General features: G+C 70.3%; 28 protein-coding genes. 9 read left to right on the plus strand and 19 right to left on the minus strand.

Features of this window, described 5'->3' with window-relative positions:
* Positions 1-45: 45 nt before the first annotated feature.
* The 3 genes from P0R32_RS12730 to P0R32_RS12740 all read right to left on the minus strand — a co-directional run bounded on the left by P0R32_RS12730 (position 46) and on the right by P0R32_RS12740 (position 2,172).
* A complete protein-coding gene (locus tag P0R32_RS12730; protein WP_276237396.1) occupies positions 46-705 on the minus strand; it encodes a LiaF transmembrane domain-containing protein in 660 nt (219 codons plus the stop codon).
* Between the two features lie 112 nt (positions 706-817).
* Positions 818-1,495, minus strand: coding sequence for a hypothetical protein (locus tag P0R32_RS12735; protein WP_276237397.1), 678 nt, complete (start codon positions 1,493-1,495; stop codon positions 818-820).
* Complete coding sequence (locus P0R32_RS12740; RefSeq protein ID WP_276237398.1) at positions 1,492-2,172, minus strand: DsbA family protein; 681 nt, start codon at positions 2,170-2,172, stop codon at positions 1,492-1,494. The genes P0R32_RS12735 and P0R32_RS12740 overlap by 4 nt, the downstream gene beginning before the upstream one ends.
* 156 nt (positions 2,173-2,328) lie before the next feature.
* Here P0R32_RS12740 and P0R32_RS12745 point away from each other — a divergent pair, with 156 nt between their 5' ends.
* From P0R32_RS12745 to P0R32_RS12770, 6 genes are all read left to right on the plus strand, one after another.
* Positions 2,329-3,600, plus strand: coding sequence for a Single-stranded DNA binding protein (locus P0R32_RS12745; RefSeq protein ID WP_276237399.1), 1,272 nt, complete (start codon positions 2,329-2,331; stop codon positions 3,598-3,600).
* Positions 3,597-5,528, plus strand: coding sequence for an RPA family protein (locus P0R32_RS12750; protein WP_276237400.1), 1,932 nt, complete (start codon positions 3,597-3,599; stop codon positions 5,526-5,528). The genes P0R32_RS12745 and P0R32_RS12750 overlap by 4 nt, the downstream gene beginning before the upstream one ends.
* Positions 5,529-6,326 (plus strand): metallophosphoesterase, encoded by a 798-nt coding sequence (locus P0R32_RS12755; RefSeq protein WP_276237401.1) that lies wholly within the window; start codon positions 5,529-5,531, stop codon positions 6,324-6,326.
* A 277-nt stretch (positions 6,327-6,603) separates the two neighbouring features.
* A complete protein-coding gene (locus P0R32_RS12760) occupies positions 6,604-7,527 on the plus strand; it encodes a coiled-coil protein (protein WP_276237402.1) in 924 nt (307 codons plus the stop codon).
* A 112-nt stretch (positions 7,528-7,639) separates the two neighbouring features.
* A complete protein-coding gene (gene sppA / locus P0R32_RS12765; RefSeq protein ID WP_276237403.1) occupies positions 7,640-8,659 on the plus strand; it encodes a signal peptide peptidase SppA in 1,020 nt (339 codons plus the stop codon).
* A 91-nt stretch (positions 8,660-8,750) separates the two neighbouring features.
* A complete protein-coding gene (locus P0R32_RS12770) occupies positions 8,751-9,905 on the plus strand; it encodes a DUF373 family protein (protein ID WP_276237404.1) in 1,155 nt (384 codons plus the stop codon).
* Between the two features lie 209 nt (positions 9,906-10,114).
* Here the strand turns inward: P0R32_RS12770 and P0R32_RS12775 are convergent, their stop codons facing one another.
* The 11 genes from P0R32_RS12775 to P0R32_RS12825 all read right to left on the minus strand — a co-directional run bounded on the left by P0R32_RS12775 (position 10,115) and on the right by P0R32_RS12825 (position 18,559).
* Positions 10,115-10,873 carry a hypothetical protein gene (locus tag P0R32_RS12775; RefSeq protein WP_276237405.1) on the minus strand — a complete coding sequence of 253 codons (759 nt, stop codon included), beginning with the start codon at positions 10,871-10,873 and terminating at the stop codon, positions 10,115-10,117.
* Positions 10,874-10,984: 111 nt separating this feature from the next.
* The gene (locus P0R32_RS12780; protein WP_276239406.1) at positions 10,985-11,770 is read right to left on the minus strand and encodes an aldo/keto reductase; all 786 of its coding nucleotides are present in this window, start codon (positions 11,768-11,770) and stop codon (positions 10,985-10,987) included.
* A gap of 159 nt (positions 11,771-11,929) precedes the next feature.
* The gene (locus P0R32_RS12785) at positions 11,930-12,694 is read right to left on the minus strand and encodes a proteasome assembly chaperone family protein (RefSeq protein WP_276237406.1); all 765 of its coding nucleotides are present in this window, start codon (positions 12,692-12,694) and stop codon (positions 11,930-11,932) included.
* Between the two features lie 126 nt (positions 12,695-12,820).
* Positions 12,821-13,012: an RNA-protein complex protein Nop10 gene (locus P0R32_RS12790; RefSeq protein WP_276237407.1), complete on the minus strand. Its 192-nt coding sequence runs from the start codon at positions 13,010-13,012 to the stop codon at positions 12,821-12,823.
* A 12-nt stretch (positions 13,013-13,024) separates the two neighbouring features.
* Complete coding sequence (locus P0R32_RS12795) at positions 13,025-13,825, minus strand: translation initiation factor IF-2 subunit alpha (protein ID WP_276237409.1); 801 nt, start codon at positions 13,823-13,825, stop codon at positions 13,025-13,027.
* 388 nt (positions 13,826-14,213) lie between these two features.
* On the minus strand, positions 14,214-14,387 hold the full coding sequence (locus P0R32_RS12800) for a 30S ribosomal protein S27e (protein WP_276237410.1): 174 nt from the start codon (positions 14,385-14,387) through the stop codon (positions 14,214-14,216).
* A 2-nt stretch (positions 14,388-14,389) separates the two neighbouring features.
* Complete coding sequence (locus P0R32_RS12805; RefSeq protein ID WP_276237411.1) at positions 14,390-14,671, minus strand: 50S ribosomal protein L44e; 282 nt, start codon at positions 14,669-14,671, stop codon at positions 14,390-14,392.
* Positions 14,672-14,807: 136 nt separating this feature from the next.
* Entirely contained in the window at positions 14,808-16,184 is a 1,377-nt protein-coding gene (locus tag P0R32_RS12810) for a geranylgeranyl reductase family protein (protein ID WP_276237413.1), read from the minus strand.
* Positions 16,185-16,283: 99 nt separating this feature from the next.
* Positions 16,284-17,417 carry a DUF373 family protein gene (locus P0R32_RS12815; RefSeq protein ID WP_276237414.1) on the minus strand — a complete coding sequence of 378 codons (1,134 nt, stop codon included), beginning with the start codon at positions 17,415-17,417 and terminating at the stop codon, positions 16,284-16,286.
* Positions 17,418-17,633: 216 nt separating this feature from the next.
* Positions 17,634-17,996, minus strand: coding sequence for a hypothetical protein (locus P0R32_RS12820; protein WP_276237415.1), 363 nt, complete (start codon positions 17,994-17,996; stop codon positions 17,634-17,636).
* A 68-nt stretch (positions 17,997-18,064) separates the two neighbouring features.
* Positions 18,065-18,559 carry a zinc ribbon domain-containing protein gene (locus P0R32_RS12825; protein ID WP_276237416.1) on the minus strand — a complete coding sequence of 165 codons (495 nt, stop codon included), beginning with the start codon at positions 18,557-18,559 and terminating at the stop codon, positions 18,065-18,067.
* Between the two features lie 131 nt (positions 18,560-18,690).
* Between P0R32_RS12825 and P0R32_RS12830 the strand changes: the two genes are divergently transcribed.
* On the plus strand, positions 18,691-19,368 hold the full coding sequence (locus tag P0R32_RS12830) for a DsbA family oxidoreductase (RefSeq protein WP_276237417.1): 678 nt from the start codon (positions 18,691-18,693) through the stop codon (positions 19,366-19,368).
* Positions 19,369-19,470: 102 nt separating this feature from the next.
* A complete protein-coding gene (locus tag P0R32_RS12835) occupies positions 19,471-20,310 on the plus strand; it encodes a DUF7839 domain-containing protein (RefSeq protein ID WP_276237418.1) in 840 nt (279 codons plus the stop codon).
* 243 nt (positions 20,311-20,553) lie between these two features.
* On the opposite strand, the gene P0R32_RS12840 is transcribed toward P0R32_RS12835, so the two are convergent.
* A complete protein-coding gene (locus P0R32_RS12840) occupies positions 20,554-21,354 on the minus strand; it encodes an SDR family NAD(P)-dependent oxidoreductase (protein ID WP_276237419.1) in 801 nt (266 codons plus the stop codon).
* A gap of 183 nt (positions 21,355-21,537) precedes the next feature.
* Here P0R32_RS12840 and P0R32_RS12845 point away from each other — a divergent pair, with 183 nt between their 5' ends.
* Complete coding sequence (locus P0R32_RS12845; RefSeq protein ID WP_276237420.1) at positions 21,538-22,737, plus strand: 3-hydroxyacyl-CoA dehydrogenase; 1,200 nt, start codon at positions 21,538-21,540, stop codon at positions 22,735-22,737.
* A gap of 23 nt (positions 22,738-22,760) precedes the next feature.
* Here the strand turns inward: P0R32_RS12845 and P0R32_RS12850 are convergent, their stop codons facing one another.
* The 4 genes from P0R32_RS12850 to P0R32_RS12865 form a co-directional block, all read right to left on the minus strand.
* Positions 22,761-23,306, minus strand: coding sequence for an Lrp/AsnC family transcriptional regulator (locus P0R32_RS12850; protein ID WP_276237421.1), 546 nt, complete (start codon positions 23,304-23,306; stop codon positions 22,761-22,763).
* Positions 23,307-23,417: 111 nt separating this feature from the next.
* A complete protein-coding gene (locus tag P0R32_RS12855; RefSeq protein WP_276237422.1) occupies positions 23,418-24,560 on the minus strand; it encodes an acyl-CoA dehydrogenase family protein in 1,143 nt (380 codons plus the stop codon).
* 96 nt (positions 24,561-24,656) lie between these two features.
* Positions 24,657-25,517, minus strand: a complete 861-nt coding sequence (locus P0R32_RS12860; protein WP_276237423.1) for an alpha/beta fold hydrolase — start codon at positions 25,515-25,517, stop codon at positions 24,657-24,659.
* A 51-nt stretch (positions 25,518-25,568) separates the two neighbouring features.
* A complete protein-coding gene (locus tag P0R32_RS12865) occupies positions 25,569-26,792 on the minus strand; it encodes an acyl-CoA dehydrogenase family protein (protein WP_276237424.1) in 1,224 nt (407 codons plus the stop codon).
* Positions 26,793-26,801 lie beyond the last annotated feature (9 nt).

The following is a 26,801-nucleotide window of genomic DNA, read 5'->3' on the forward strand; positions in this document are numbered from 1 at the left end:
GTCACGTGAGAGCGGGCGTCGGTGTCGCGTCGCGGTGGCGACGGCTCAGTCGACGAGTTTGACGTCGCCGAACACCGCCGTCGCGTCGATCAGCAGGTCGGGTTCGCCGGTCGGTCGCGTGCGGCGCATGTCGTGGATGTTCCCGAACACGCTGGTAGCGTCGACGACGACGACGCGGCCCTCTGGGACGACGACTTCGACGTCGTCGAACACGGCGGTCGCCTCCACCATCGCCGGCGAGGGGACGTCGACGCCGCGGAGGTCGAGGCGAGCGTCCTCGAAGATGGCGGTCGCGCGGGTCGCACCGTCGCCGCTCCCGGTCGCGACGACGACCGCGGGGGCGCCGAACAAGCCACCGGTGCGGCGCTCGCGCAGCAGCGACGCGCCGAACAGCACCACGAGCACCGGCCAGAGGCCGCGGGCCTGCGCGCCGGTCAGGAGGCCGAACTCGACGAGGAGCCAGCCCGTGCCGACGAGGAGGAACGTCCCCGGCCAGAACAGGTGCCGGGCGCGCTCGCTGACCAGCCGGTAGCCCCCGTAGACGGCGAGGGCGCCGGCGAGGAACACGGCGAAGCCGTCGACGGCCACGAGGCCAGTCGTGTCCGCGAGCAGGATCAGCCCGAGCACGACGATCAGTCCGCCGAGGAGCAGTCGCGTTCGTGGCGTGCGGGCGTCAGTACCGGTGTCGACGTGTGTATCGGCCATGGTGAACTCCGAGTGAGCCCCGCTGCTAGCAGGGCGTACTCGGTTGAATGTACGTGCCGTGAGGTCCTAAAGCCGTAGTGAGCCGTGTTCGCAGTCGCACCGCCGACTGGGCTCAGATGTCGACCGGACAGCCGCGAATCTCGGCACCGCGCATCCCGTCGGCGAGCCAGAACAGCGACAGCCCCAGTGGTACGAGCGCCAGCAGGGTGAACTCCAGCCCGTCGAACGGGAGGAACAGCACGACGCCGGAGGCGCCCACCAGCGAGAGCACGCCGACGAGCACCGCCGACCCGCAGGCGGCACAGCCCGCCCCCAGTGCACCGAGGACGACGCCGACCGCGCTCCCGAGGCTCCCGCCGCCCGCACCGGATCCGGGCCCGGCGTCCGCGCCCGTGTCCCCGTCGCCGCCGAGGACGCCGTTCTCGCGGAGGTGGTACGCGACGACCGCGACGTTCGCCCCGGTGAGCACGGCGATCAGGACGAGCATCGCGCCCGCGACCGGGCCGTAGCTGGTCCCGACGAACGGGTACTGTTCGAACAGGATGGTGAGGCGGGCATCCAGCGGGAGCACCCCGCCGACCACGGTGTCGCGGACGAGCGCGACGTTCTGCGAGAGGACGAACCCCGAGAGCGCGAGCACGGCGACCACGACCGCGACGGCGGCGTACGCCGGGACGCCGAGGACGAGCCGGACCGTCCGCGCGACGAGTCGGGCGTCACGCCGCGACGACGGGAGCCGGGGGAGGCCGACGCGTCGCCGAGCGCGCGTGAGCCGGTTCGCGCCGCTCATAGCTGGAGCGCCGAGGCGATGGTCTCGTAGCTCACGTTGCCCGTGGCGCGGGTGACGTAGTCGCCGTCGCGAAAGAGGAACAGCGTCGGCGTGCGGTTTGCCCCCGACGCGCGCCCGGCGTCGAGGTCGGCCTGGACCGCGTCGTCGTACTCCTCGGCGGCGGCGTCGCCCACTACGGCCGCGGCGTCGAGGCCGGTGGCCTCTCGGAGAAACGACCCCGTCAAGTCGAGCACGTTGTCCTCGTCGAAACTGTCCTGCTCGGCGAAGTAGTGGTCGAAGAGTGTCCAGTAGGCGTCCTCGTCGCGCGCGTAGACGGCTTCCAGCGCCTGCACCGCCGGCTTCCCCCACGGGTAGATGATAGGGTACACCCGCGAGACGAACCGGAGGTCGCCGTCGGCGACCGGGCCGTCCTTCAGGCGGGCGCCCGTGCCCCGCTCGAAGTTCCGGCAGGTCGGACAGGAGGGGTCCTCAAAGGCGACGACGGTCGCCCCGGCGTCGGCGGCGCCGAGTGCGGGTTGGGCGTCCAAGCCGCCCGCCGCGGGGTGGTCGCCGATGGGCGTGGTGTCGCCGGTGTCCCCGCCGCCGTCGGATCCGGTCGCGCCGCCGAGACAGCCCGCGACGGTGCCGAGGCCGACGGCACCGACGGTGGCGAGGGCCGCGCGGCGAGTGAAGTCCATACGCACCTACAGGTCACGCCGGACAAGGAACCCCACCCGCGTGGGCGTCGAGCACGCACGACCGATTCGCCGGACGCGGCGGGCGTCCACCCGCCCGTCGAACCCCGGCGCACGGTGAGTTTAACAGGGGTCGGGCGGTAGTTCGGGACGGAACACATGGACATCGACGCACACGCCGAGGAGCTCGCCTCCGCTCTCGGCGAAGACAAAGAGGAGGTCAAGCGTGACTTGGAGAACCTGCTGGAGTACAGCGTCCCAATCGACGAGGCGAAGCAGTCCGTGCGCCGGAAGTACGGCGGCGGCGGGGGCGGCGGCAGCGGCCCCACCTCGGTCGACATCGGCGATATCGGCCCCGACTCGGGCAACGTCACCGTGACGGCGCGCGTGCTGACGGTCGGGCGACGCTCGATCCGCTACCAGGGCGACGACACCGTCATCCGCGAGGGAGAACTCGCCGACGAGACCGGCGTCGTCTCCTACACGGCGTGGCAGGACTTCGGCTTCGAACCCGGCGACAGCGTGACGATCGGCAACGCCGGCGTCCGCGAGTGGGAGGGCGAACCCGAGTTGAACATCGGTGAGTCCTCGTCGGTCGCGATGGAGAGCGAGCCGGTCGCGGTGCCCGAGGGCGTGTCGGTCGGCGGCGAGCGCGACCTCGTCGACCTGCGCGCGGGCGACCGCGGGCGGACGGTCGAGGTGGAGGTGCTGGAGGTCGAACAGCGCACCATCGACGGGCGCGACGGCGAGACGACCATCCACTCGGGCGTCATCGGCGACGAGACGGGCCGGCTCCCATTCACCGACTGGCAGGCGCGCGAGGCGGTCGTCGAGGGCGCACAACTCCGCATGGAGGACGTGTACGTCCGGGAGTTCCGCGGCGTCCCATCCGTGAACCTCACCGAGTTCACCGAGACCGCGCCCGCGAGTGTCGAGGTGAGCGACGAGGCACCGCGCGTGACCATCGGCGAGGCGGTCGGTTCCGGCGGGATGTACGACGTCGAGGTGCTCGGCAACGTGCTGGAGGTCCGTGACGGCTCCGGCCTCATCGAGCGGTGTCCCGACTGCGGACGACTCGTCCAGAACGGCCAGTGCCGCAGCCACGGGCAGGTCGACCCCGAAGACGACCTCCGGATCAAAGCGATCCTCGACGACGGCACCGCGACCGTCACGGCGATCCTCGACCGCGACCTGACCGAGGAGATCTACGGCGGCACCCTCGAGGAGGCGCTGGAGGCGGCCCGCGACGCGATGAGTCGCGAGGTCGTCGCCGACGACATCGCCGAGAAACTGGTCGGGCGCGAGTACCGCGTGCGCGGCCACCTCTCGGTCGACGAGTACGGCGCCAACCTCGACGCCAGCGAGTTCGAACCGAGCGACGACGACCCCGCCGCGCGTGCATCGGCGCTGTTGACGGAGGTGGGCGCGTGAGTTCGAACGACAGCGGGGGCGGCGACTCCGGGCCGGGCACCCGCGAGGTGGCCCACCGGATCTTCGCCGCCGAGTTCGACGACGCCGACTTCGACTACTCTGAGAGCGACGAGGAGCGCGCTCCCAACTACGTCGTCACGCCCACGGGACTGCGCGTGAACCGCCTATTCACCGTCGGCGTGCTGACGGAGGTCGAGTCGGTGAACGAGCAGACGCTCCGCGGGCGCGTCGTCGACCCGTCGGGCGCGTTCGTCACCTACGCCGGGCAGTACCAGCCCGACGAGATGGCGTTCCTCGACCGGACGACGCCGCCGGCGTTCGTCGCACTCACCGGGAAGGCGCGCACGTTCCAGCCCGAGGACTCCGACCTCGTGTACACCTCCGTGCGCCCGGAGAGCTTCGCGACCGTCGACGCCGCGACGCGCGACCGGTGGGTCGTCTCCGCCGCGGAGGCGACCCTCCAGCGGATCGCAGTGTTCGAGGCGGCGCTCGCGACTGAGGACCGGGGCGACCGCCTGCGCGCCCGACTGGAGGCCGCGGGCGTCCCGACGGCGCTGGCGGCGGGCATCCCGCTCGCCATCGACCACTACGACACCGGCACGCGCTACCTCGAAGCCGTGCGCACGCTCGCGGTCGACGCCCTCGAAGTCGTCGCCGACGAGCGCGAGGAAGTGCGCGACCTGACCGCCGACCCCGGCGAGCGCGGGGGTGCAGAGCTGGGTCCGCTCCCGGACGTGCCGTACGACGTCGCCGGCGCCGTGGTCCCCGACGACGTCGCGGGCGCGGAGGTGGACGCCGACGTGGAGGTGGACGCCGAGGCGACCGAGGAGACGGCGGCGGGCGCGACGGAAGCGGAGGCGGCGGACTCGGACGCGACCGCCGTCGCCGCCGGCACCGACGCCAGCGGGTCGACGGCCTCGACGGTCGACGACACCGCCACCGACGAGGCGGACACCGCCGCGGAGCCGGCCGAGGCGGCGGACGCCGAGCCCGATTCGGTCGACACCGCCGAGGTCGGCACCGCCGAGAGCGACACGGCGGACGCGGCCGACACCGACACGACCGAGGCCGACGCGGACGACGACCTCGCCGAGGTCGACGAACCCGAGGCGTCCACCGCGAGCGCAGACACCGAGGCCGCGGTGTCGACCGACCCGACGACCGACTTCGACGACGACACTACGGACACCGCGGACACCGTCGACGACGACACCGCGTCCGAGCCGGCCGAGGCGACGGGTGCCGAGCCGGATTCCGCCGACGTGGCTGAGGCGGATCCGGGCGCGGGCGCCGAGCCAGAGCCCGTCGAGTCCGCCGACGCGACCGCCGACGACGGCCTCGGCGACTTCGACGACGACTTGGGCGAGTTCGACGCCGGCGAGGAGCCTGTCGTCGACCTCGACGCCGACCCCGAGGACCTCGACGACGCGCTCACCGAGGAGGAGCGCCGCGAGGTCGAAGAGGAGCACGGCGTCGAGTTCTCGACCGGCAGCGAGGTGCCCGAGCCAGGCGAGTCCGGCATCGAGACGCCGGAGCCGACGACGGCGCCCGACGAGGACGACGACGGCGACGCCGAGTCCGCGGCGGCGACCGCGGAGACGGACCCCGCGAGCGACGCCGACGGCGACGCCGACCCCGCCGCCGAGAGCGACACGGCCGCAGCGGCGGCCGACGAGGAGTCGGCTGCCGAAGCCGACGCTGACGACGACGACGACGGGGCCGCGGAGGCGCCCGACGACCTCGAGGCCGCCGTCGTCGACCTGATGTCCGAACTGGACGACGGCGACGGCGCCGACAAGGAGGCGGTCGTCGCCGCGGCGGTCGACCGCTACGGCGTCGACGCCGCAGACGCGGAGGACGCCATCGACGATGCGCTGATGAGCGGGCAGTGCTTCGAGCCGACCGACGGCACGCTCAAGGCGATCTGAATGGTCGAGCGCGCCCCCGCGGACGGTCGGCGTCGGGGGCGCGACCGCCCGCTCGTCGAACCCGTCCCGGACGCGCCCGCCGCGGTCGCGGCGTTGGGCGACGAGCGGGGCCTGTTGCTCGCGGACTACCACGCCGGCATCGAGGCCGGCCTCCGCTACGAGCGTGGAGTCGAGTTGGACAGCGCCGGCGACGAACGCCGCGAGCGGGTGCTGGACCTACTAACGCGCACCGACGCAGACCGACTCGTCGTCCTCGGCGACCTCGGGCACCGCATCGGCGGCGCGGGCGACGCCGAGACCGCGGAACTCGACGCGCTCCTCTCGGCCGTCGGAGTCCCCGTCACGCTCGCGCTCGGCAACCACGACCCCGGCCTCGCGGAGGCGTTCGGCGACCGGGTCGACGTGACGCCCGCGGGTGGCGCTCGCCTCGGCGACGTGGGCGTCCTCCACGGGCACACGTGGCCGGCGCCCGAGGTGCTCGGCGCCGACGTGGTGTGTATGGGCCACGAACACGTCGCTGTCAGACTGGCTGACGCCGTCGGCGGCGGCCGTGCGGAGAAGGCGTGGCTCCGCGGACCGCTCGCGCGCGACGCGTTCGTCGACGACGTCGACCTCGCGGGCGTCGACTGGCGCGACCCGGAGTTGGTCGTGTTCCCGGCGTTCAACGACCGATCCGGCGGAACGTGGGTGAACGTCGACGGTCAGGGGTTCCTCTCGCCGTTCCTCCCCGACGCGCTCGAATCCGGCGAGGCGTACCTGCTCGACGGCACGCGACTCGGCGACTACCGTCGCGTCTGATCCGGTGACGGCGCCCGGACCGCGGCGATCCGTTCGCGCTGGGGCGGACCATGGGAGCGGATCGCACGTTTCCGGCAGTGTGAGACTCCCTACCACGTGTTTTCGGCACCAGACAGCGAAGAAGTTATATACGGAAACCGTATATGTGGAAGTACCAGAACGCCTTCGGGCGTGGTGGCATCGATCGCTGAATGACACGGTGTTCTCACCCACAGACGGACGCGCCGAACCGAGGAGCGTCCGCTCCCGAAGTAGTATGGTGTCGAGGTAACGAACAATGGTAACGAAAGAGGAAGTTCTCGAAGAATACGGTCTTGACCAGCTAGATGAATCCCGAAACGTCTCCCTCTCCGAGGAGGAGTTGGAGAACGACTCGAAGGGACAGCTGATCAAGAAGGCCGGACAGCTCCGTGACCGACGTAACGAGCTCAATCAGATGGCGTCCGAGCGCGCGTCCAAGCGCGACGACCTGAACGCGAAGACACGCGAGAAGGTCGACGAGGCGCAGGAACACCGCGAGTCGCGGGATGAGCTCAACGAGCAGGTCCAGGAGCACAAGGAGTCGCGCAACGAGCTGAACGCCCAGGCAAACGAGCTGTTCGACGAGGTCGAGGAGATGAAGCAGGACCTCGAACTCGGCTCGGGCAAGTCCATCGAGGAGCTCAAAGAGGAGATCGAAGACCTCGAGTTCAAGCAGCAGACCGAAGTCCTCGGCACCGACGAGGAGCGCGAGCTCATCGAGAAGATCGAGAGCAAGCGCGAGAAGCTCGCCGAGAAGAAGGGCAAGGTCGACCAGAGTGGCGAGCTCGAAGAGCTCATCGAGGAGGCCGAAGAGGTCCGCTCGGAGGCGTCCACGCACCACCAGAAGGTGACGGAGCTGGCCGACGAGGCGCAAGAGCACCACAACCAGATGATCGAGGCCTACCGTGAGGCCGACGAGATCCGCGACGAGGCGGACGCCATGCACGAGCTGTTCGTGGAGGCGCAGGAGTCGGCCGACCAGCACCACGAGGACTTCGTCCGCGTCCAGAAGCGCCTGCGCGAACTGGACAAGGAGGAGGAGGCCGAGAAGAAGGAAGAGCGCGAGGCCAAGATGGAAGAGGAGCGCGAGGAGGCCGAGGAGATCTACCAGAAGTTCAAGGAAGGCGAGACCCTCGACACCGAGGACCTGATGAAGCTCCAGAAGACGGGGCTGCTCTAAGTTCGGTCTTCGATTCGTTTCCGACGCGTATCGCGGTTCGACCGTTCTTCAGACGCAACGACCACCCAGCGGCGCCACCGGGGCTTATCCGGGCGCCCGTCGAAGCGCGTCCATGACCGATTCGACAACCCGCACCGTCATCACGGTGGTCGCGCTCGTCGTCGCCGCGGCGGTCGCGGCGGCGCTCGGCTACGTCCTGTTCGTGTGGCTTCCCGACGACAACCTGGCGCGACTGTTCGGCGTGCTCCTCACGCTCGCAGCGGTCGCCACCGCACTGAAGATCGCCGGGTCGGCGTTGTCGTCGCGGTTCGCCGACTACACCGTCGCAGAGGTCGCCGTGGAGGGACCGATCACCCGCGACGGCGGTGGCGGCGGCGGACTCCCGCGGTCGCCCGGCACGCCCGGCGCCGACGAGGTGGTCGAACAGATCGAACGTGCGGACGACGATCCGAACGCCGAGGCGCTGCTCGTGAAGCTGAACACGCCCGGCGGTCAGATCGTCCCCAGCGAGGACATCCGACTGGCGGCAGAGCGCTTCGACGGCCCCACGATCGGCTACGCGACCGACACCTGCGCCAGCGGCGGCTACGCCATCGCCGTGGGCTGTGACGAACTGTGGGCCCGGGAGGGGAGCGTCGTCGGCTCCATCGGCGTCATCGGCTCGCGACCGAACGTCCACGAGTTGGCCGACCGCCTCGGCGTCAGCTACGAGCAGTTCACCGCCGGCGAGTACAAAGACGCCGGCCTCCCGCTGAAGGAGGTGTCGCCGGACGAGCGCGCGTACCTCCAGGGCATCGTCGACGACTACTACGACCAGTTCGTCGAACAGGTCGCCGAGGGGCGCGACATGGACGAGCAGGCCGTCCGCGACACCGAGGCGCGCGTGTTCCTCGGAACGGAGGCGTACGAGCGCGGCCTCGTCGACGGACTCGGCGACCGCGAGGCCGTCCTCGACCGCGTGGAGGAACGCACCGGCACGGAGGCGGTCGTCGAGGAGTTCACCCCGCAGCGCGGGCTGATGACTCGTCTACGCGGCGGTGCGACCGCCGTCGCGTACGCGCTCGGTGCCGGCGTCGCCAGTCGGTTCGCCGGCGACGACGCGACCGGCGTCGACGTGCGAGTCCGTCGGTAGCGACACCGCCACGCGCGACGGGGCGACGCTCCCGGTCGTGTCAAGCCCCGCCATGGTGGCCTTTTTCAACCGGGGGACCCTCGGGTCGCACGTGACGACGCTGGTCCTCTGTGTGGACCGCTCGAACGACGTCGGCCGGAAGGCCGGCGTCGACACCCCGATCGTGGGGTGGGAGGCGGTTCGCTCGCTCGTGACCGATCTCGGCCTCGCGGACCCCGAGGACGTCGGCGTCAACTCGCTGCTGGAGTCACTTCGCGTCGCCCGCGACCTCTCTGACGAGGGCGAGGAGACGGTCGTCGCGGTAGTCTCCGGCAACGGCGACTCCGCCGTGCGCGCCGACCGCGCGCTCGCACGGCAACTGGACGACGTGCTCGCGACCCGCTCGTTCGACTCGGCGATCGTCGTCATCGACTCCGCCGCCGACGAGCGCGCCGTCCCGATGATCGAGTCGCGACTCCCCGTCGACGCGGTCGACCGCGTGGTCGTCCGGCAGGCGCGCGACCTCGAGTCGACGTACTACCTCCTCAAGCAGTTCATGGCCGACGAGGAACTGCGCGAGACGGTGCTCGTCCCGATCGGTATCGGCCTGCTCATCCTCCCGGCACTGCTCGTGTACTTCTCGCCGGCCATCGCCGTCGCAGCCGTGACGACGCTGTTGGGTGCGGCGCTGTTGTACTACGGACTCGGCATCGACGAGGTGGTCGAGGCCGCGCCCGACCGTGCGCGCGAGGCGCTGTACTCCGGGCAGGTGTCGGTCGTGACGTACGTCGCGGCGCTGGGCCTCTCGGTCGTCGGCGTGTTCCTCGGCGTGTTGGAGGCGTCCAGCGGCGAGGCGACCGCCGGCGAGTTCGTCGCCGCGATGAGCTTCGTGTACGCGGCGGTACCGTGGCTCGCGCTGGCGGCGGTGACCGCCTCGTTCGGTCGCCTCCTCGACGAACTCATCCGCGACGAGGGGGTGCGGACGCCGTATCTGAACCTCCCGTTCGGCGTCCTCGCGGTCGGCGTGCTGTTCCGCGGGTTCGCCGGCTTCTTCCTCGAACGGGAGGCCAACTGGGACGCCTTACAGCTGTTCGGTCACACCTTCACCGCGAGCGAACGCCTCGCCGTGTTCGTCGTCGGGAGCATCGCACTCGCGCTCGTGGGGGTACGCGTCGCCGCCAGCGTCTCCGACGAGGCGCTCGACGAAGTGATCGACGAGGCGGCGTCCGGCCAGCCGGGCGACACGGGCGGCGACGGCGGGCGGTGAGGGCACGACGAACGCTCCACGACGAGCACGGACTGCTACTTCCGCCGACTGCCTCCGACGCTGACTGACTCTGACACTGGCTACCTCAGACGCCGCCTCCACTGACGGCCACTCCTCCCCAGTCGGACTGGACTACGAAGAAGTGCGAGCACGCGGCTCTACGGTCGAACGTGCGTGCACGTCGGCGAGACCCCTTCGCCCGGCGCGACTCAGAAGCGGGCGCCGGTCGGCTGTTCGCGCTTGGGCCGCACCACGTCTGCGAGCGCGACGAGCACGCCGAACAGCCAGCCGAGCGGCACGGAGATGCCGACCCACATCAGGACGTACGCGGTTCCCCGGAGGTCGAACCGGGCGCGGATGAGGTCGTTGAGGCCGCCGATCGCGAGCGGGCCGTCGAGGATCCACACCGCCAGCGAGGTGGTGTTGGGGAACACCACGTCCGCCAGCGCCGGCGAGTACAGCGCCGCGACGACCGGCGGGAGGAGGAACGCGGTGACCGCCGCCGGGTACGCGATCAGGACGCTCGTCCCCCGGCCGCCGACGCGGGAGGCGCCGACCGCGGTCGCCGCCGCGACCGTCGCGACCGCGCCCGCGGCGCCGACGGCGATGAGGCCGCCGGTCGAGAACTGCCTGACCCACGCCGCGACGGTGAGGAGGCCCCACGCCACGACCGACAGGAGCACGACCCCGACGACACCGAGGCGCGTCGCCGCCGAGTCGACGCGGGTCGCGTAAAATCGCGCCGCGAAGCCGCACAGGAGCAGGGGGTAGCCGATCGCGACGAGCGGCAGCCCGAAGATCGCCCAGAGGTAGTACGTGAACTTCTGCGGGAGGGTCTCGGGGTACCACTTGCCGACGACACGACCGGGGTCGAGTTGCCGCGGGAACGCGAGTTCCATCCACGTGGCGTGGAGCCGGGCAACGTCGATCCGGACGGCGCCCACGAACCCCGTGGAGCGTCGTTCCATCGGACTGGTGATGCGGGGGGGACCGATTGAAGGTTTCGCTCCCACCACTGAGCCGTCAACGCGGCGACGCGTTCGGGGCGTTCAGTTCAGCGAGCCGCAGCGCAGATCAGCTCAGTTCCAGGGCGCGAAGCCGGGGTTGACGCGGCGGTCCCCGCGGTCGATGGCGTCGATGGCGGCCACGTCGTCGTCGTCGAGGTCGACCGCGAGCGACTCCCAGTTGTCGCGGATGTGGGCCTCGCTGGTCGCCTTCGGGATGGCGGTGACGCCCTTCTCGCGGAGCCACGCGAGACTCACCTGCGCCTCGCTGACGCCGTGCTTCTCGGCGATTTTCGTCAACTCGGGCACCTCGAACACCTGCCCGCGCGCGAGCGGGGAGTACGCGACGACCTCCACGTCGTGCTCGGCGCACGCCTCGATCAACTCCTCCTGCTGGAGCAGCGGGTGGACCTCCACCTGGTTGGCGAAGATCGGCGCGTCGCTGATCTCGACGGCCTCGGCGACCTGCTCGGGTTCGAAGTTGGAGATGCCGATTCGGTCGATCAGGCCGTCCTCGTACAGCTCGTTGAACGCCGCGAGCGTCTCTTCGGCGTCGTACTCGCGGGCCGGCCAGTGGACGTACATGAGGTCGACCGAGTCGACGCCGAGGCGGTCGAGACTCTCCTCGGTCGTCGCGCGCACGTCCTTGGGCGCGAGGTTGTCGATCCACACCTTCGTCGCGAGGAACACGTCGTCGCGGTCCACGTCGGCGCGGGCGATGCCGTCGCCGACCTCCGACTCGTTGCCGTAGATCTGGGCAGTGTCGACGTGGCGGTAGCCCATCTCCAGCGCCGTCGCGACGGCGGTGCGGCAGTCCTCGGGGTCGGTGTTCTCCCACGTGCCGAGGCCGAGCATCGGCATGCCGTTGGCGGACGGGACGTCCTCTCGTGTCAGCGACTGCTGGTCGGTCATCGCTCGAGTGGAGGGTCGTCGCGTGAAAAGGCGTTGTGGCAGGCGTGCCAACTGCCGGTATGCGAGTGGGTGGCGCGGTCGAGCGCCGCTCGCAGAGAGTGCCTCGCTTCAGCCGATGTACCGCAGTTCGTCGTCGCTGGGCATTCCGCCGCCGCCGCCCTGCATCTCCTGGATCTTGCCGACGACCTCCTCCATCTCCTCGGCGCGTTCCTCCAGATCGGAGAAGTCGACCTCGAAGTCAAGCAGGGTCTGGAGCACCTCCAGCACGGCCTGGGCGCTCTTGGGGTCGACGAGGTAGCCGGAGGTCTCGCCCATCAGGCACGCGGCGGGGAGTCCGCGCCGGGCGCCCAGTCCGAGCACGAGTCCCGAGACGCCGACGATGCCGCCCGCCGGTTCGTTCTCGCGGAACTCGACGCCGGCGGCCTCCAGTTCCTCGCGGTCGGTGTCCTCGGTGCGGGCGCCGAGCACGTCGTACTCGTCGTCTTCGATCAACTCGCCGGTCGGGACGCCGCCGAGCGCGAACGCGCGCTCACAGCCGAACTCCTCGGCCACGTCGAGGAACGCCGTCGTCAACTCGTAGTGCCCCTCGTTGCTGGCGGCCTGGTGGTCGCCCGTGAGCACGAGCAGGTCCCGGCCGCCGGCGTCGACGTGGTGGAACGCCGCGTGGGTGAGGTCGGCGACGCCGTCGTCATCGACGGTGACCTGTGGGGGGAAGTCGGTGGTGTACACGCGTCGGACGAGGTCGCCGTCGAACTCCTCGACGAGGTGCTCGGCGACGAGTTTGCCGACGTGGCCGACGCCCGGCAGTCCCTCGATGAACACGGGGTCGGTGAGGTCGGGGTCGGCGACGACCTCGATGTCGATGTGGTCCATGTTCGTGGTCACGGACCGGGGGAGGTAAAGTCGCGTCGGCTCGATCCGTTCGATCTGCTATCGGCGGTGCGCTGCGGTGGTGACTCGTGACGCCACGGCCCACGTCGGAGAACGGTCCGCAGTCGCCTACTCGTCCGTCTCGTTGCCGCGACGGCGCGCACGACGGCGGTACGAACCGTGCGGGTCCTCGGGGTTGAACGGCGCGGGCGCGGAGTTGACCGCGTCGGCGCCGCACTCCGGGCAGGCGTCGCCGAGGGTGTACACCGGGCGCTCGTGGACTGCCTCCCAGTCGCTGCACACCCGGATGTCGGACTTCACGGTCGGGCGCGGTTACTCGTCGTCGCTCTCGCGCTCGCGGTGGAAGCTCCCGGTGCCGCCCGTCGCCTCGATGGCCTCGCGGGCGCGCTCGGCGGACGCCTCCAGTTCGCTCTCGGCAGTCTTGTAGTCGGGGGCGCGGACGCGGATCCGGTACTCCGGGGAGCCGACGTACGAGACGTCGAGTTCGATCTCGTCGGGCACCTCGCCGTTCCCCTCGGCGGCTTCCAAGGCAGCGCGCACGTCGTCGACGCCGTCGTGGCCGGGCGATTGGAGGTCGACGTAGCCGGTGACGTTGACGTACGGGACGGAGACGTTCTCGCGGGCCGTCTCGACGATGGCCTCGACCTCCGCCTCGGAGAGGTCGGTGTCTTCCAGCGCCTCCACGCCGTGGATGGCGGCGGCCTCGAAGCCGTCGTACATCGAGCCGAACTCGGCGTACAGCGCCTCCGCGACGGCGGTGTACTTGTCGTCGTCGACGTCCTCGCCGAACGCGATGCCCATCCAGTTGTCGGCCTTGCGCTCGTTCTTCCACTCCTGGATCTTGTCCGAGCGCTGGTGGTCGTTGACGTCCTTGATCGACAGGTCGATCTGCTGGCTGCCGGTGTCGACCTCCAGCACCTTCGCGACGACGCGGTCGCCGACGTTCACGTGGTCGCGAATGTTCTTGATCCACCCGGAGGCGACCTCCGAGACGTGGCACAGTCCGCGCTTGTCCTCGTACTCGTCGAGGTCGACGAACACGCCGAAGTCCGCGATCTCGTCGATCTCCCCGACGACGAGTTCGCCCTGCTCGGGCCAGCCGGTGAATTTCATGGTCGTGGGTAACTGACCGAGCCTAATACCGTTTGTCAATCGAACGGCGTCGGTGACGAGCCGACCCCAGCGGTGGCGCGTGCCGGCGGGCCTCCGTGCCCGCCGGGAGCGCGCGAGGGGCGAGGGACCGAACGGTGCGCGGTCGAGCACCGCGAGACCGCGAGCGGGAACGGGGAGCACAGCGACCCGTGAGTGAGGGAGTGAGTCGGTTGGGGAGGGCGAGGCTGTCAGGTGACGGTACCCGTGACCCGGTCGCTACTGCGGGTGGGATTCACGTCGCTGGCGACGTAACCGTTGGAAGCCGCGGCCCGGCCGACCAGACGATCTGACCGATGTGCCGACGCAGTCGCTCAGTGTGGTGTGAAAACGGAACCGCGGAGAACCGAGATTACCGCGCTTCGACGGTCTCGACGACCTCGCCGGCGAACTCGGCGTCGCCGCCGGTCGGGCGCGCGAGCGTCGTCCCGCAGACGGCGCAGTTGACCTCGGTGGAGGCGCGACCGAAGACGATCTGTTCGTTCTCGCAGTCCGGGCACTCGACGCGGAAGAAGCTCCCTGCCATGATTACTCCTGGAAGGTGAGCCGACCGGCGCGCCATCCCTCGCGCATGTGGGCCTTGCCGCAGTCGCCACAGCGGTACTTGAGGTGCGTCTTCTTCGTCGGCTTGTCGCCACCGGGCACCTTCGAGAACTTACCCGTGTTCCCGATGGTGGACTTCCCGCGGGCGCGCTGGCGGTCGATCCACTTCATGCCGGTCTCGCGGCCGCGGCGGACCTTCTCGACCTCGTGCTCGTGGTGGGCGTTGCAGTGCGGACAGTACGTGTTCATCCGGCGTGGCATCTCCATAGCGGAATCTCCTCTTACCACCTGCTTCTGTGCCGGCGCTTAAAACCCATACGGTACGGAGTTGTCGGCGGCGTGTCGCCGTCGCGACGGAGCGACGAACGGACGTGCGGGCGCGGAGAGAACAGCGGGGAGCGACTCAGTACTTCGGGTCGGCGCCCGAGACGGCGTACAGGTCGTCGAGCAGGGCGTCGCGCTGTTCTTGCCAGCCGGCGAACGCGCCGGGGCGCTCGGGGTAGCGCGCGTAGTGGTCTTTAATCTCGCCGGCGATGTCGCGCACCTTGTACAGTTCCCAGAGGGTGTCCCAGTGGCCGTACGTCTCGACGAGGGTCCGGAGCTTCAGGCGCAGACTCATCGACGTCTCACCCTTCGTCATCGCGTTGAGTAGCTGCTGGCCCGGCAGGGCGGCGACGATGTCGGTCAACTCGTCGACGTCGTGGGCGGTGCCCCAGATGTTGTACACGTCCATCGCGGCGAAGCGCTTGCCGAAGTCGGTCATCACGTCGTGGTTGTAGCGCCAGATGCGCTCTTCGGTCACGTCGCCCTCGACGACGGCGTCGACCGCGCGCTTGATCGCCCAGTGGGCCGACCGCGCGGCGCCGGGGATGCCCCCACCGGTGGTGGGGTTGACGTGGCCCGCCGCGTCGCCGACGGCGACGAAGCCGTCCGCGACCGCCGAGTCGTACGGGCGGCGCGTCGGGAGCGCGGCGCCGAGTTTGTCCTTCACCGTGGCGCCGTCGAACTCGGGGCGCCGCTGCATGTCGCGTTTGAGCACCTCGACGAGCTTCATCGGCGGCTCGGTCATCTGGAAGCCGAGCCCGGCGTTGATCTCCGTCGACGTGCGCGGGAAGTACCAGAGGTAGCCCAGTTCCTCGGTCGGCTTGAACACGATGGCGTCGTCGTAGTCGACCGGTTCGGGCACCTCGACGACCTCGCGGTACGCCGAGCAGAACTGCGTGTACGAGACGTTCGTGTCGAAGGAGGCGTCGCGGAAGTCGCCCTTGTCCTGGAGGATGGACAGCGCGCCGGCTGCGTCGACGGTGAGCGTGGCCTCGTAGGTCACCACGTCGCCGTTCCGCTTCGCGCGCACGCCGGTCACGGTGCCGTCGTCGTCCTGGAGCACGTCCTGGACGACGGTGTCGTAGTGGATGTCGGCGCCAGCGCGCTCGGTCTCCTCGAGGATCACCTCGCCGTAGCGCTTGCGGTCGAGCACCGCGCCCGCCTGCCCGAACGGGACGTCGAGTTCCTCGCCGGTCTTCGGGTTCTCGAACACTGCCCGACGGATGTTCTGGTTGGTGAACGACTCCTCGCGGAGGTAGTCGAGGTCCATGACGTCCGGGAACGTCGACTTCCCTTTGATCGCGTCGCCACAGGCGATGTGGCCGGCCTCTTCCTCGGGCTTTCGCTCGAGGATTACGGCGTCGAGGCCCTCTCGGGCGGCCGTCGACGCCGCGAAGGCGCCCGCCGTCCCGGCGCCGACGACGACGATGTCGTACGAGTTCGCTGCCGCAGTCATACCACCTGCTTCCGAATCGGCCCCCAAAAAAGGCGCGTATCCGACCCCGCTCCCGCGTCGCCGCCGCACACGTCACCCAGACGTGACCCGGACGCCGCCTCAGACCACGCCCGCCTCACCGTCGCCGCCGCCGTCCGACAGTCGCGACTCCGCGACGGCGAACGTCAACGTCGAGAGCACGCCAAGCAGGGTGCCGGCGGTGAGCGCCACCGCCAGGTCCGTCAGCGTGAGCGGCGCCAGTCCCGCCGCAGGGACGCGCGGGAGGAAGTACCCCGACAGGCCGTACAGCACGATGGCGATCGCGACCACGTAGAACGGGGCGTTGAGGTAGCGCCACCGGAACCGCTCGGCGAGGTACTCGTCGGTCACCTGTCCCAGCGAGGAGGTGATGCCGGCGGCGGCGGCCCACTGGACCGCCGCGTGGACGAACACTGCGGCCTGCTGGGTGATCGAGAAGTCCCCGCTGTTCACGGCCTGGAGCGTCTCGACACCTTGCACGCCGCCGATCACGAGCAACGTCGCCGCGACGAGGTACGTGACGATGGTGACGCGACCGGCGTACAGGCTGTTGCGGACGCGCTCGGCGGTGCCGTCGATCGTCTCCTCCAGTCCGAGCCCCTGGAACAGCGAGTAGAGGCCGAGCAGCGTAGACAGCGCCCCGAACACGACCGCACCGGGGAGGTCGAGCATCCCGGCGATGACGACGAACGGGTACACGAGCAGGAGCACCCCCAGTGGGATGAGGATGGTGCCGCGCGTCTCGGGGTCCGACAGCACCTGCTTCATCGTGTAGTAGATGGACTCCAAGTCCTGTGCCTGCCGAACGACGACCCGACGGACGCCGTCGAGGGGGACGCGCGAGCGGATCACCGGCAGGACCGACTCGTCTTGTGCGCCGTCGGTGATGACGATGGCGCGCACCTCCTCGCCGGTCGACAGTGCCGCGAGCACGGTGTCGACCTCCTCGCCGACCGCGCGATTTGCCTTCACGTCGCCCTCGTTGACGCCGGTGACGGCGGCGACGGCCACCTCCTCGTCGACCGTCGGGTCGGCCAGCAGGTCTTCGTAGGCGTTGATCGCCTGAAACAGCACGTTCACGTCGGAGTCCTCGGGGTCGGCGGTCGCGAGTTTCACCGCCGCCTCCTCGACGGCGTCTCGGCCGATGACCGGCGTGCGGACGCCAGTCTTGCGACCGAGGTCGTCGTCGAGGTCCACGGGGAGGACGAGGATCATTACCGTGCGGGCGGTTGACTCTCCGGGTATATCTGCCTTCGGGAGCCTCGCGGTCGGGTGGAACACCGACAGCAGTACGTAGCCGCCGTCGTCTCCGGGCAAAGGCCCCTACCCGATGCCCGGAGCGTCGACGGCGACGGCCGGTAGTGGGTCGTGCGGGCCGCTTTTAGGTTTCGCCTCCGGGTCACCACCTGCTCGGAGGGGCGTTCGCCCGGCTCAGACGCCGGGGATGCCCAGCGCCGAGAAGCCGGTGACGCCGAGCACCGCCAGCAGTTCGAGCACGAGCGACGACGCGAGCCAGCCCGTGAGTGCGATGCCGGCGGCGGTGAACCACCCGCCCTTGTACCGCCACTTGATCACGCCGAGGTACGCGAGGTACGTCAGCGCCGTGCCGAGCAGCGGGAGCCAGCCGAACAGTGCCGACGTGACGACCCACGCGAGCGCGCCGATGAGGGCGGTCCACACCGCGTGCTCGTACCCCTTCGCGTTCGACAGCAGTCGGGCGCCGGCGTAGATGCCGAACCCGCCGACGAGGGCGCTCACGAGGAAGACGACCAGCGAGTCGATGAGGGCGACCATACCCCCACCTCCGCGGGCAGAACCGAAAACGTGGCGGCGACGCTCGGACGGCGGTGCTCGGACGGCGACTACCGGTCGGAGCCGTCAGGGTCCGGGCCGTTCGGCCCCGGCCGCGACAGTTCCGTGGTACACCACGGGCAGAAGTCCAACTCCGGGTCCAGGTCCTGTCCGCAGTTCGGGCACGCGGCGGCGCCCGCCTCGGGGTCGCCTCCGTGGGCGGGCGCGTTCGCGGCCACCGCCCCCGCGTCGCTCGCGTGCCGCGCCGCAGCCTGCGTGTTCGTGCGCCGCGCCAGCAGGTACGCGTCGACGGCGCTGGCGACGACGACGAACGCCGGCGGCAACGCCGACGTCGGATCGTCGATGGGCGCGCCCGTGCCCATCGCCTCGACGACTTCGGGCGGCACCAGCAACACGACCGCGGCGAACGTCGCGGCGAACCAGCCGAACCCGCGGAGCCACCGGCGGAGGTACGCGTGGCCGAGGCCGGTGACGACGAGCGCCAGCACGGCCGCGAGCCACGGTCGCTTCGGACCGCTCGGGCCGGTGAGCCGGGGAACCCTCATACCCCGAACGGGCGGCAACCGACCGTAAAAAGCCCCCGGTGGCCCGCCGACCGCCGGTCGCTCGCCGCGGTCGTGCGGCACGAACGACCGGGAGCGACGGACCCTAACCGGCGGCGCCCCTCGGTCGGGATATGAGTACCGACGAAGCCGCCGAGAGCACCGACCCGAGCGACGGAGAACCGATCGCCGTCTACTCCGACTTCGTCTGCCCGTTCTGTTACCTCGGGCGGGCCTCGCTGCGACAGTACCGCGACGACCGCGGCGACCGCGACCTCACCGACGTGGACGTGGAGTGGCGCTTCTTCGACCTCCGCGGACACAAGCGCGGCCCCGACGGCGAGATTCGCGACGACGTCGACGACGGAAAAGACGAGGACTACTACGACCAGGTGCGCGAGAACGTCGTCCGCCTCAAAGACGAGTACGACGCCGACGCGATGCTCGACTTCGACGACGTCCACGACGCCGACTCGTGGGACGCCCAGCAGACTGCGCTGTACGTGAAGCAGACGTACGGCGCCGAGACGTTCCGCGACTTCTACGACGCGGTGCTGGAAGCCCACTGGGAGGACGGGCGCGAAATCGACGACCACGACACGCTCGTCGCCATCGCCGAGTCCGTCGGCGTCGACGGCGACGAGGTGCGCGAAGCAGTCGCCGACGAGACGCTCGCCGAGGAGTTGGAGGCGCAGTTCGAGGAGGCGCGCCGCCGCGGCGTCACGGGCGTCCCGACGTTCGTCTCCGACGGCCACGCCGCTCGCGGTGCCGTCCCGCCGGAACACCTCCAGCGACTCGTCGAGGGCGCCTGAACGCGAGTGGGCACAACTCCAGTTGTCTAGCCTCCGGCTGAATCGGGTGCGATCCGCCGTCGACCACAAACATACTTGTGTTCACCAGCCCGACACCACACCGTGAGCGACGACGCCACGGACGGCGACGACCTCGGGGTCCTCAGACACAAACGCGAGGCCACCCGCTACCGGATCCTCGTCGAGATCGCCGAGCGCCAACCGGCGGTGAGCCAGCGCGAGATCGCAGACGCCATCGGCGTCACCGCGCAGGCCGTCTCCGAACACCTCGGCGACCTCGCCGAGGGCGGCCTCGTCGACCGCGAGGGACGCGGGCGCTACCGCGTCACGAAAGAGGGAGTCGACCGGCTCATCTCCCAGACCGACGAGTTGCGGGAGTACCTCGACCACGTCACCGGCGACGTGCTCGGCGACGTGGAGGTGGAGACCGCCCTCGCCGACGGCGCCGTCGCCGAGGGCGACCGCGTGGCACTGTCGATGCGCGAGGGCGTCCTCCACGCCGCCGCCGTCGACGGCGACGCAGCAGACGCGACCGGCGGCGCTGCGACCGCGGTCGCGGTGACCGGCGCCGCCGACGGCGCAGACGTCGGCGTGACAGAGTTCGACGGCGTCGTCGACTACGACCTCGGCGCCGTCACCGCCGTCGTCGTCCCGGCAGTCCGCGACGGGGGGAGCGCGTCCGTCGACGCCGAGCGACTCCGCGAGGCCGCCAAAGCGGCCGACCTCGTCGTCGCCGCGGGCACCGAGGCGCTCGCCGCCGTCCGCCGGATCGGTCGCGAACCGGACCTCCGCTTCGGCACCGTCGACGCCGTCCGGGAGGCGGCCATGCGTGGCCAGAACGTCCTCCTCGTCGTCGTCGCCGGCGAACTCTCCGCACACACCGAACCCCTGCGCGAGACCGCCGTCGCCGTCGACGTGCTCCAGGCGACCGCGAACCGGTGACCTGTTTTCACGGTTGATACTCGGGGAGAAACGTTGAAATAGACGGGATCCGGAGTTCGACTCATGCGCACCGAGACCGCCGTCCGTGTCCGGTTGGGGCTCGCCACCGCGGCCGTCCTCGCGGTGACGGCGCTGGCCGCGCTCGGCCTCGCCAGCATCGCCCTGTGACGGTGACCCCGTGTCGGACGTCACCCCCAACCGTCAGTTCGCCGCCGTGAGCCGGCGGGTCCAGACGCCGACTGCTTACTGATTCGGTAGTTGCTCACCCTGCGGTACGCCCTGCGCCGCAACCGTCTCGCCGGTCATGTAGCTGGCCGCGTCGCTCGCGAGGAACCGGGCGACGTCTGCAATCTCCTCGCTCGTCCCGATCCGACGGTCCACGTCCCCGCGCTCGACCTCGTCCGCGGAGACGCCCATCTGCGTCTCGACGCCCGGCGTCGCGACGAAGCCCGGAGCGATGCAGTTGACGCGCACGTCGCGCCCGGCCCACTCCAACGCGAGCGTCTCGGTGAGGTTGATCACGCCTGCCTTCGCCGCGCCGTAGTGACTCATGTACTGGGCCGCCCGCTGGCCGGCGACGCTGGCGAGGTTGACGATGGCGCCGCCGTCGCCGTCTGCGAGGTGCTCACCCGCCGCCTGCGCGCAGTGGAACGTACCGTGGAGGTTGATGTCGACGATGGTCTTCCAGCCGTTCTCGGAGATGTCCTCGAAGCCGGCCATGAACGATGCGCCCGCGTTGTTGACCAGCACGTCGAGGCCGCCGAACTCCTCGACGGTCGCCTCGACGAGCGCGTCGACGGCGTCGCGGTCGGTCACGTCGCACTCCACCGCGAGACAGCGACCGTGGTCGCCGTCGGCCGCCTCCGCAGCTTCGTTGACCCCGTCGGCGACCGGGTCGACGTTCTCCTGCTCGCGCGAACAGACGACCACGTCGGCGCCGTCGGCGGCGAACTGCTCGGCGATGGCGCGACCGATGCCGCTTGAGGCGCCGGTGATCACGGCGACGTCGCCGGCGAGCGAGAAGCGGTCGGCGGGTGCGCTCACGCCGCCCACCCCACCGCGGCGGCGGTCGTCCGTCGGGTACGCGCGGGCGAGTCCGTGTGTCGTGTCATCGGCCGTGGCTGGGGGGCGCCGCGACATGAATCCCCGGGGCGAATCGAGCCTTCGAGTTACCAGTGGTAAGTGACCGCCGGTAGACCTATTCCGCCGCTCACAGATCGTCGAGCCATGGCGACCGACGGAATCTCGCACGTGACGGTGCTCGGCGCGGGCAACATGGGCCACGGCATCGCGGAGGTGGCCGCCCTCGCCGGCTACGACGTGACGGTGCGCGACGTCGACGAGGAGGCGGTGTCGAACGGCTACGAGAACATCGAGTGGAGCCTCGGGAAACTCGCCGAGTCTGGGCGGATCGACGAGGACCCGGCGACGGTCCTCGACCGGATCGACACGACGGTCGACCTCTCCGAGGCGGTCGCGGACACCGACTTCGTGATCGAGGCGGCGCCCGAGCAACTGGCGATCAAACACGACGTGTTCGGCGCCCTCGACGAGCACGCGCCCGCCGACGCGATCCTCGCGACGAACACCTCCAGCCTCTCGATCACCGAGATCGCGGCGGCGGTCGAGTCACCCGAGCGCGTCGTCGGCACCCACTTCTTCAACCCTCCCGTGCGTATGGCGCTCGTCGAAATCGTCCACGGCGCGGAGACGAGCACGGCGACCGCCGAGACCGCGGCGGCGCTGATGGAGTCGTTCGGGAAGACGCCGATCCACGTCCGCAAGGACGTCCACGGCTTCGTCGTCAACAGCGTGCTCGGACCGTTCATGCAGGAGCCGGCGTGGATGGTGTCCGCGGGCGAGGCGACGATCCGCGGCGCCGACGCGACGATGGTCCACGAGCGCGGCTACCCGATGGGGCCGTTCGAGTTGGGCGACCTCACCGGCATCGACATCGGCTACCACGTGCGACAGGAGGCGGGCCTCCCGGTCGCGCCACTCGTCGAGGAGCAGGTCGACGCCGGCGACCTCGGGCGCAAGACCGGGCGCGGCTACTACGAGTACGGCGAGGACGCCCCCGGCGCCGACTACACCGAGGCCGACGCCGGCGACTTCGACTGGTTCCTCGTGGAGGCGCGGATGGCGAACGAGGCGGCGAAGTTGGTGGGCGACGACGTGGCGACCGCCGACGCCGTCGACACCGGGATGCGCCTCGGCGCGGGCTTCCCCGAGGGACCGTGTCTGCGCGCGGACCGCCACGGCCTCGACGAGGTGCTGGCGACCCTCCGCGAGCGCTACGAGGCCACCGGCGAGGACCGCTTCGAACCGGCTGACTACCTGGTGGAACTGGTCGAGGCGGGCCACACCGGCGTCGACGCTGGACGCGGGTTCTTCGAGTACGACGAGGGCGGGGAGCGCGTAGACTGACCCCCCTTCCAGGGAGTTTCCAGTTACTCCTCGCGCAAACTCCGGAATATCTCCGGGTCCGTCTGGAACTTCAGGACGTTGTGGACGACGTGGTTGCGGAGGTTCGAGACGACCGCGCCGTGCTCCTTGTAGAACTCGTGGATCCACCGCGACTGCGCCTCGCGCGTCGGGAACATCATCACCGACTTCCACTGGTACTCGCCGTCCGAGAGGAAGTACAGCAGGGTGTGGGGGTCGTCGCGGATGTACTCCATCGCCGAGCGCCACTCCTCGGCGAAGTGGGAGGGGTCGAACTTGAACTCGAACAGGCCGAACACGTAGTAGTCCTCGTTCGGCACGATGGCGTCGCGGAACACGCCGCGCTCGCGCATCTTCCGGAGCGTCTCGCTGACGGTGACGTGCGACACGTCGATGTCGTACTCCGCCTCGAGCACGCGCGCCAGTTCGCGCGAGGAGATGCCCGGGTTCGCGGCGACCTCCTCGAGGATCGCCACGTCGCGCTCGGAGAAGTCCCAGTCCGGTGGGTCGTCGCCGCCGTCTGGTCGGTCGTCGTCGGTGGTGTCGGTCATACGCTGAGTGGCGCGCGTGTGCGGGAAAGCGGTCACGGTACCGCCGTGCATCCGGGCGGGGTGCCCGCCCGCCCCGCCCGGGGTGGTCACCGCGGTATCTCGCCTCGCCCGTCAGAAGATCTGGTCGGAGATGATGTTCTTCTGGATCTCCGAGGTTCCCTCGTAGATCTTCGTGATCCGGGCGTCGCGGTAGAACCGCTCGGCGGGGTGGTCGGTGACGAAGCCGGCGCCGCCGTGCACCTGGATCCCCTCGTCGGCGACGTCGACGGCGTGCTCGGAGGCGAACAGCTTCGCCATCGACGCGAACTTGGCGGCGAGTTGGTCGTCGTTCCCCTCGTCGACGACGGACGCCGCGCGGTAGGTGAGCGAGCGGGCCGCCTCCACGTCGGTCGCCATCTCGGCGACCTTGTGCGACACCGCCTGGTACTCGCTGATCGGCTGGCCGCCCTGCTCGCGCTCCTCAGCGTACTCGACGGCGGCCTCCAGCGCGCCCTGCGCGGCGCCGACGGCCTGCGCGGCGACGGAGGTGCGCCCGTCGGCGAAGAAGTTCATCAACTGGTAGAACCCCTGGTCGACGGCGCCGATGACGTGGTCCTCGGGGACGCGCACGTCGTCGAGGCGGATCTCCGCCAGGTCCGACGCGCGGATGCCGAGTTTGTTGTCGATCTTCGTCGGCTCGAAGCCGTCGCGGTCCGTCTCGACGAGGAACGCGGTGATGCCGCGGTGGCGCTCGCCGGGCGTCGTCTTCGCCATCACGACGGCCACGTCGGCGATCGTGCCGTTCGTGATCCACATCTTGTCGCCGTTGAGCACCCACTCGTCGCCGTCTTTCTCCGCGCGCGTCTCGATGCCGGCCACGTCGGAGCCGTGGGCCGGTTCGGAGATGCACGAGCAGGTGGCCGACTCGCCAGCCGCCACCTTCGGCAGCCACTCCTCGCACATCCACTCGTCGCCGAACTTCCGGATCATCGAGGTGCCGAAGCCGCGCGACCCGATGGCGCTCCCGATGCCCGGGTCCGCACGCCACAGTTCCTCCGTCACGACCGCCGACGTGAGCAGGTCCATCCCCGCGCCGCCGTACTCCTCGGGGATGGTCGGTGCGACGAGGTCGTACTGGGCCGCCTGCTCGACGAGGTCGTGGGGGTACGCCTTCTCCTCGTCGTGTTCGCGCGCGACGGGTCGGATCTCGTTGTCGCCGAACTCCCTGACCACGTCGCGGATCGCCTCCTGTTCGCTCGAAAGGTGGAACGCCATGGGCGGAGTGACCTTTCCATCGCTAAATAGCCACCGCCGGATCCCACCGCCCCGGAGCCACCCCGAACGACAGCGCCCCGGACGGCGGCGCTCGGGCTACTCCGCCACGAACGCGGCCACCCGCTCGCGGTACGCGTCGGTGCGGTCGTGGGTGACCCAGTGGTACGCCTCCGACAGCGGGTCGACCGTCACCTCGCCGGCGACCGCCTCGGCCAGTCGCTCGGCGTTCGCGAGCGGTTGGAGCACGTCGTCGCCGCCCCACAGACACAGCGTCTCCGCGGTGATGGCGCCGTAGTCGATGCAGGTGGTGTCGTTCGTGTTCGTCGCGACCGCCGCGCGGGCCAGCGCCGTGCGGCCGCCCTCGCGCTGCCAGGGCGCCTTCATCCCGGCGACGAACGCCGGGTCGGCGTCGCCGTAGGCGCCCTCCGCGAACAGGAAGTCGAGTTCGGCGTCGAACTCCTCGTCGTCCCACCCCTCGACGACGCCCGGGACGCCGAGCGAGTTGATGTACTCCACCGGCCAGGAGTCGAAGCACGCCGCGTTCGAGAGGACGAGCTTGCGGACGTGCTGGGGGCGCGCGGCGGCGTAGCGGAGTGCGACCCCGCCGCCGATGTCGTGGGCGACGAGGTCGACGTGCTCGTACCCCTCCTCGGCGAGTAGGTCCGCGAGCACGCTCGTCTGCGCGCGCACAGAGCGGTCGAAGTCGTCGCTGCGCTGGGAGTTGCCGTACCCCGGGAAGTCGGGAGCGATCACGTGGCGCTCCTCGGCGATGGCCGGTGCGATGCCGCGCCACAGGTACGACCACGTCGGGATGCCGTGGAGAAAGACGACCGGTGGGCCGCCGTGCTCGCGACCCGCCTCGTAGTACGCCACGTCGAGGCGGCGCCCGTCGACGACAGCCGTCGTCTCCGACTGCGCCGCCGTCCACGCCTCGTGATCCGCGTCGAGTTCGACCATGGTGCGGTCGTCGCGGGCCGGGACCAAAAACCGGGGCGTCGGTTCCGGTGGCTACTCGCTCGGCTCGCCGTAGCGCGTCACGTTCGCCAACTCCGACTCGTCCACGTCGGCGAAGGCGTCGCGGGCGATGACGCGCCGGTGGACCTCGTCGGCGCCGTCGATGATGCGGAACTGCCGGACAGACTCGTAGAAGTCGGCGATCGGGAGGTCCTTCCCGATGCCGTTGCCGCCACACATCTGGAGCGCGGTGTCGACGATGTCCTGGACGCGGTTAGCGGCGAACGTCTTGCTCATCGCCACCTGTAGGCGCGCCTCCTCGCCGCGGTCGATGCGCTCGGCGGCGTCGCGCACCATCGTCCGCACGGCGTGTAACTCGGTCTCGGCGTCGGCGACCTCGTGACGGATCGCCTGCTTGTCCGCGATGGGGCCGCCGAACGCCTGCCGCTCGCTGGCGTACGCCTTCGCCACGTCGAGCGCGCGCTCTGCCATCCCCGCGAAGCGCATACAGTGGGTCAAGCGAGCGGGGCCGAGACGCTGTTGGGCGTGGGAGAACCCCTCGTTCAGATTCCCGAGGAGGTTCTCCTCGGGCACGCGCACGCCGTCGTACTCGATTTCGGCGTGCCCGACGCCGGTCACCCCGCCGCCGACGTGGGGCACGTCGCGGACGACGTTGACGCCCGGCGTGTCGGCGGGGACGAGGAACAGCGAGGTGCCCTCGTATGGGTGGGCATCGGGATCGGTGCGGGCCATCACGATGAGCACGTCCGCCTCCGTGCCGCCCGTGGTCCACCACTTGTGGCCGTCGATGACCCACTCGTCACCGTCTTTCTCCGCGCTGGTCTGGATCATCTTCGGATCCGATCCGCCACCCTGCATCGGTTCGGTCATCGAGAAGCCCGATGAGATGTCGCCGGCGACGAGCGGGCGGAGCCACCGCTCCTGCTGGTCGTCGGTCCCGAGCAGCTCCAGGGTGTGCATGTTCCCCTCGTCGGGCGCGTCGACGCGACAGGCCGCGGCGCCGAGCAGCGAGCGCCCCGCCTGCTCGAACATCGGCAGTACGTCGCGGAACGCCATCCCCATCCCGCCCCACTCCTCGTCGATCTGCGGGCAGAATACGTCGTACTCGCGGGCCGTCTCGCGGAGGGCCGCCAACTGCTCGTCGCTCACGGGGCCGTCGCCGAGCACCTCGCGCTCGACGGGAATCACCTCCTCTTCGACGAACTCCCGGGTTCGCTCGGCCAGCGCCCGCGCCGCCTCGCTGTCGTCGTACTCCATACAGTCGCG

This window comes from Halobaculum marinum (genome assembly GCF_029338555.1).
Taxonomy (GTDB): domain Archaea; phylum Halobacteriota; class Halobacteria; order Halobacteriales; family Haloferacaceae; genus Halobaculum; species Halobaculum marinum.

Excerpts from the sequence above, each read along its gene's own strand:
- P0R32_RS12830 (WP_276237417.1), top strand. The coding sequence starts at position 18,691 with ATGAGTACCGACGAAGCCGCCGAGAGCACCGACCCGAGCGACGGAGAA.
- P0R32_RS12810 (WP_276237413.1), bottom strand. The coding sequence starts at position 16,184 with ATGACTGCGGCAGCGAACTCGTACGACATCGTCGTCGTCGGCGCCGGG.
- P0R32_RS12850 (WP_276237421.1), bottom strand. The coding sequence starts at position 23,306 with ATGACCGACACCACCGACGACGACCGACCAGACGGCGGCGACGACCCA.
- P0R32_RS12865 (WP_276237424.1), bottom strand. The coding sequence starts at position 26,792 with ATGGAGTACGACGACAGCGAGGCGGCGCGGGCGCTGGCCGAGCGAACC.
- P0R32_RS12815 (WP_276237414.1), bottom strand. The coding sequence starts at position 17,417 with ATGATCCTCGTCCTCCCCGTGGACCTCGACGACGACCTCGGTCGCAAG.
- P0R32_RS12735 (WP_276237397.1), bottom strand. The coding sequence starts at position 1,495 with ATGAGCGGCGCGAACCGGCTCACGCGCGCTCGGCGACGCGTCGGCCTC.
- P0R32_RS12740 (WP_276237398.1), bottom strand. The coding sequence starts at position 2,172 with ATGGACTTCACTCGCCGCGCGGCCCTCGCCACCGTCGGTGCCGTCGGC.
- P0R32_RS12820 (WP_276237415.1), bottom strand. The coding sequence starts at position 17,996 with ATGGTCGCCCTCATCGACTCGCTGGTCGTCTTCCTCGTGAGCGCCCTC.
- P0R32_RS12760 (WP_276237402.1), top strand. The coding sequence starts at position 6,604 with ATGGTAACGAAAGAGGAAGTTCTCGAAGAATACGGTCTTGACCAGCTA.
- P0R32_RS12855 (WP_276237422.1), bottom strand. The coding sequence starts at position 24,560 with ATGGCGTTCCACCTTTCGAGCGAACAGGAGGCGATCCGCGACGTGGTC.
- P0R32_RS12785 (WP_276237406.1), bottom strand. The coding sequence starts at position 12,694 with ATGGACCACATCGACATCGAGGTCGTCGCCGACCCCGACCTCACCGAC.
- P0R32_RS12730 (WP_276237396.1), bottom strand. The coding sequence starts at position 705 with ATGGCCGATACACACGTCGACACCGGTACTGACGCCCGCACGCCACGA.
- P0R32_RS12795 (WP_276237409.1), bottom strand. The coding sequence starts at position 13,825 with ATGAAATTCACCGGCTGGCCCGAGCAGGGCGAACTCGTCGTCGGGGAG.
- P0R32_RS12755 (WP_276237401.1), top strand. The coding sequence starts at position 5,529 with ATGGTCGAGCGCGCCCCCGCGGACGGTCGGCGTCGGGGGCGCGACCGC.
- P0R32_RS12780 (WP_276239406.1), bottom strand. The coding sequence starts at position 11,770 with ATGCCGATGCTCGGCCTCGGCACGTGGGAGAACACCGACCCCGAGGAC.
- P0R32_RS12745 (WP_276237399.1), top strand. The coding sequence starts at position 2,329 with ATGGACATCGACGCACACGCCGAGGAGCTCGCCTCCGCTCTCGGCGAA.
- P0R32_RS12800 (WP_276237410.1), bottom strand. The coding sequence starts at position 14,387 with ATGGCAGGGAGCTTCTTCCGCGTCGAGTGCCCGGACTGCGAGAACGAA.
- P0R32_RS12775 (WP_276237405.1), bottom strand. The coding sequence starts at position 10,873 with ATGGAACGACGCTCCACGGGGTTCGTGGGCGCCGTCCGGATCGACGTT.
- P0R32_RS12825 (WP_276237416.1), bottom strand. The coding sequence starts at position 18,559 with ATGAGGGTTCCCCGGCTCACCGGCCCGAGCGGTCCGAAGCGACCGTGG.
- P0R32_RS12860 (WP_276237423.1), bottom strand. The coding sequence starts at position 25,517 with ATGGTCGAACTCGACGCGGATCACGAGGCGTGGACGGCGGCGCAGTCG.
- sppA (WP_276237403.1), top strand. The coding sequence starts at position 7,640 with ATGACCGATTCGACAACCCGCACCGTCATCACGGTGGTCGCGCTCGTC.
- P0R32_RS12805 (WP_276237411.1), bottom strand. The coding sequence starts at position 14,671 with ATGGAGATGCCACGCCGGATGAACACGTACTGTCCGCACTGCAACGCC.
- P0R32_RS12845 (WP_276237420.1), top strand. The coding sequence starts at position 21,538 with ATGGCGACCGACGGAATCTCGCACGTGACGGTGCTCGGCGCGGGCAAC.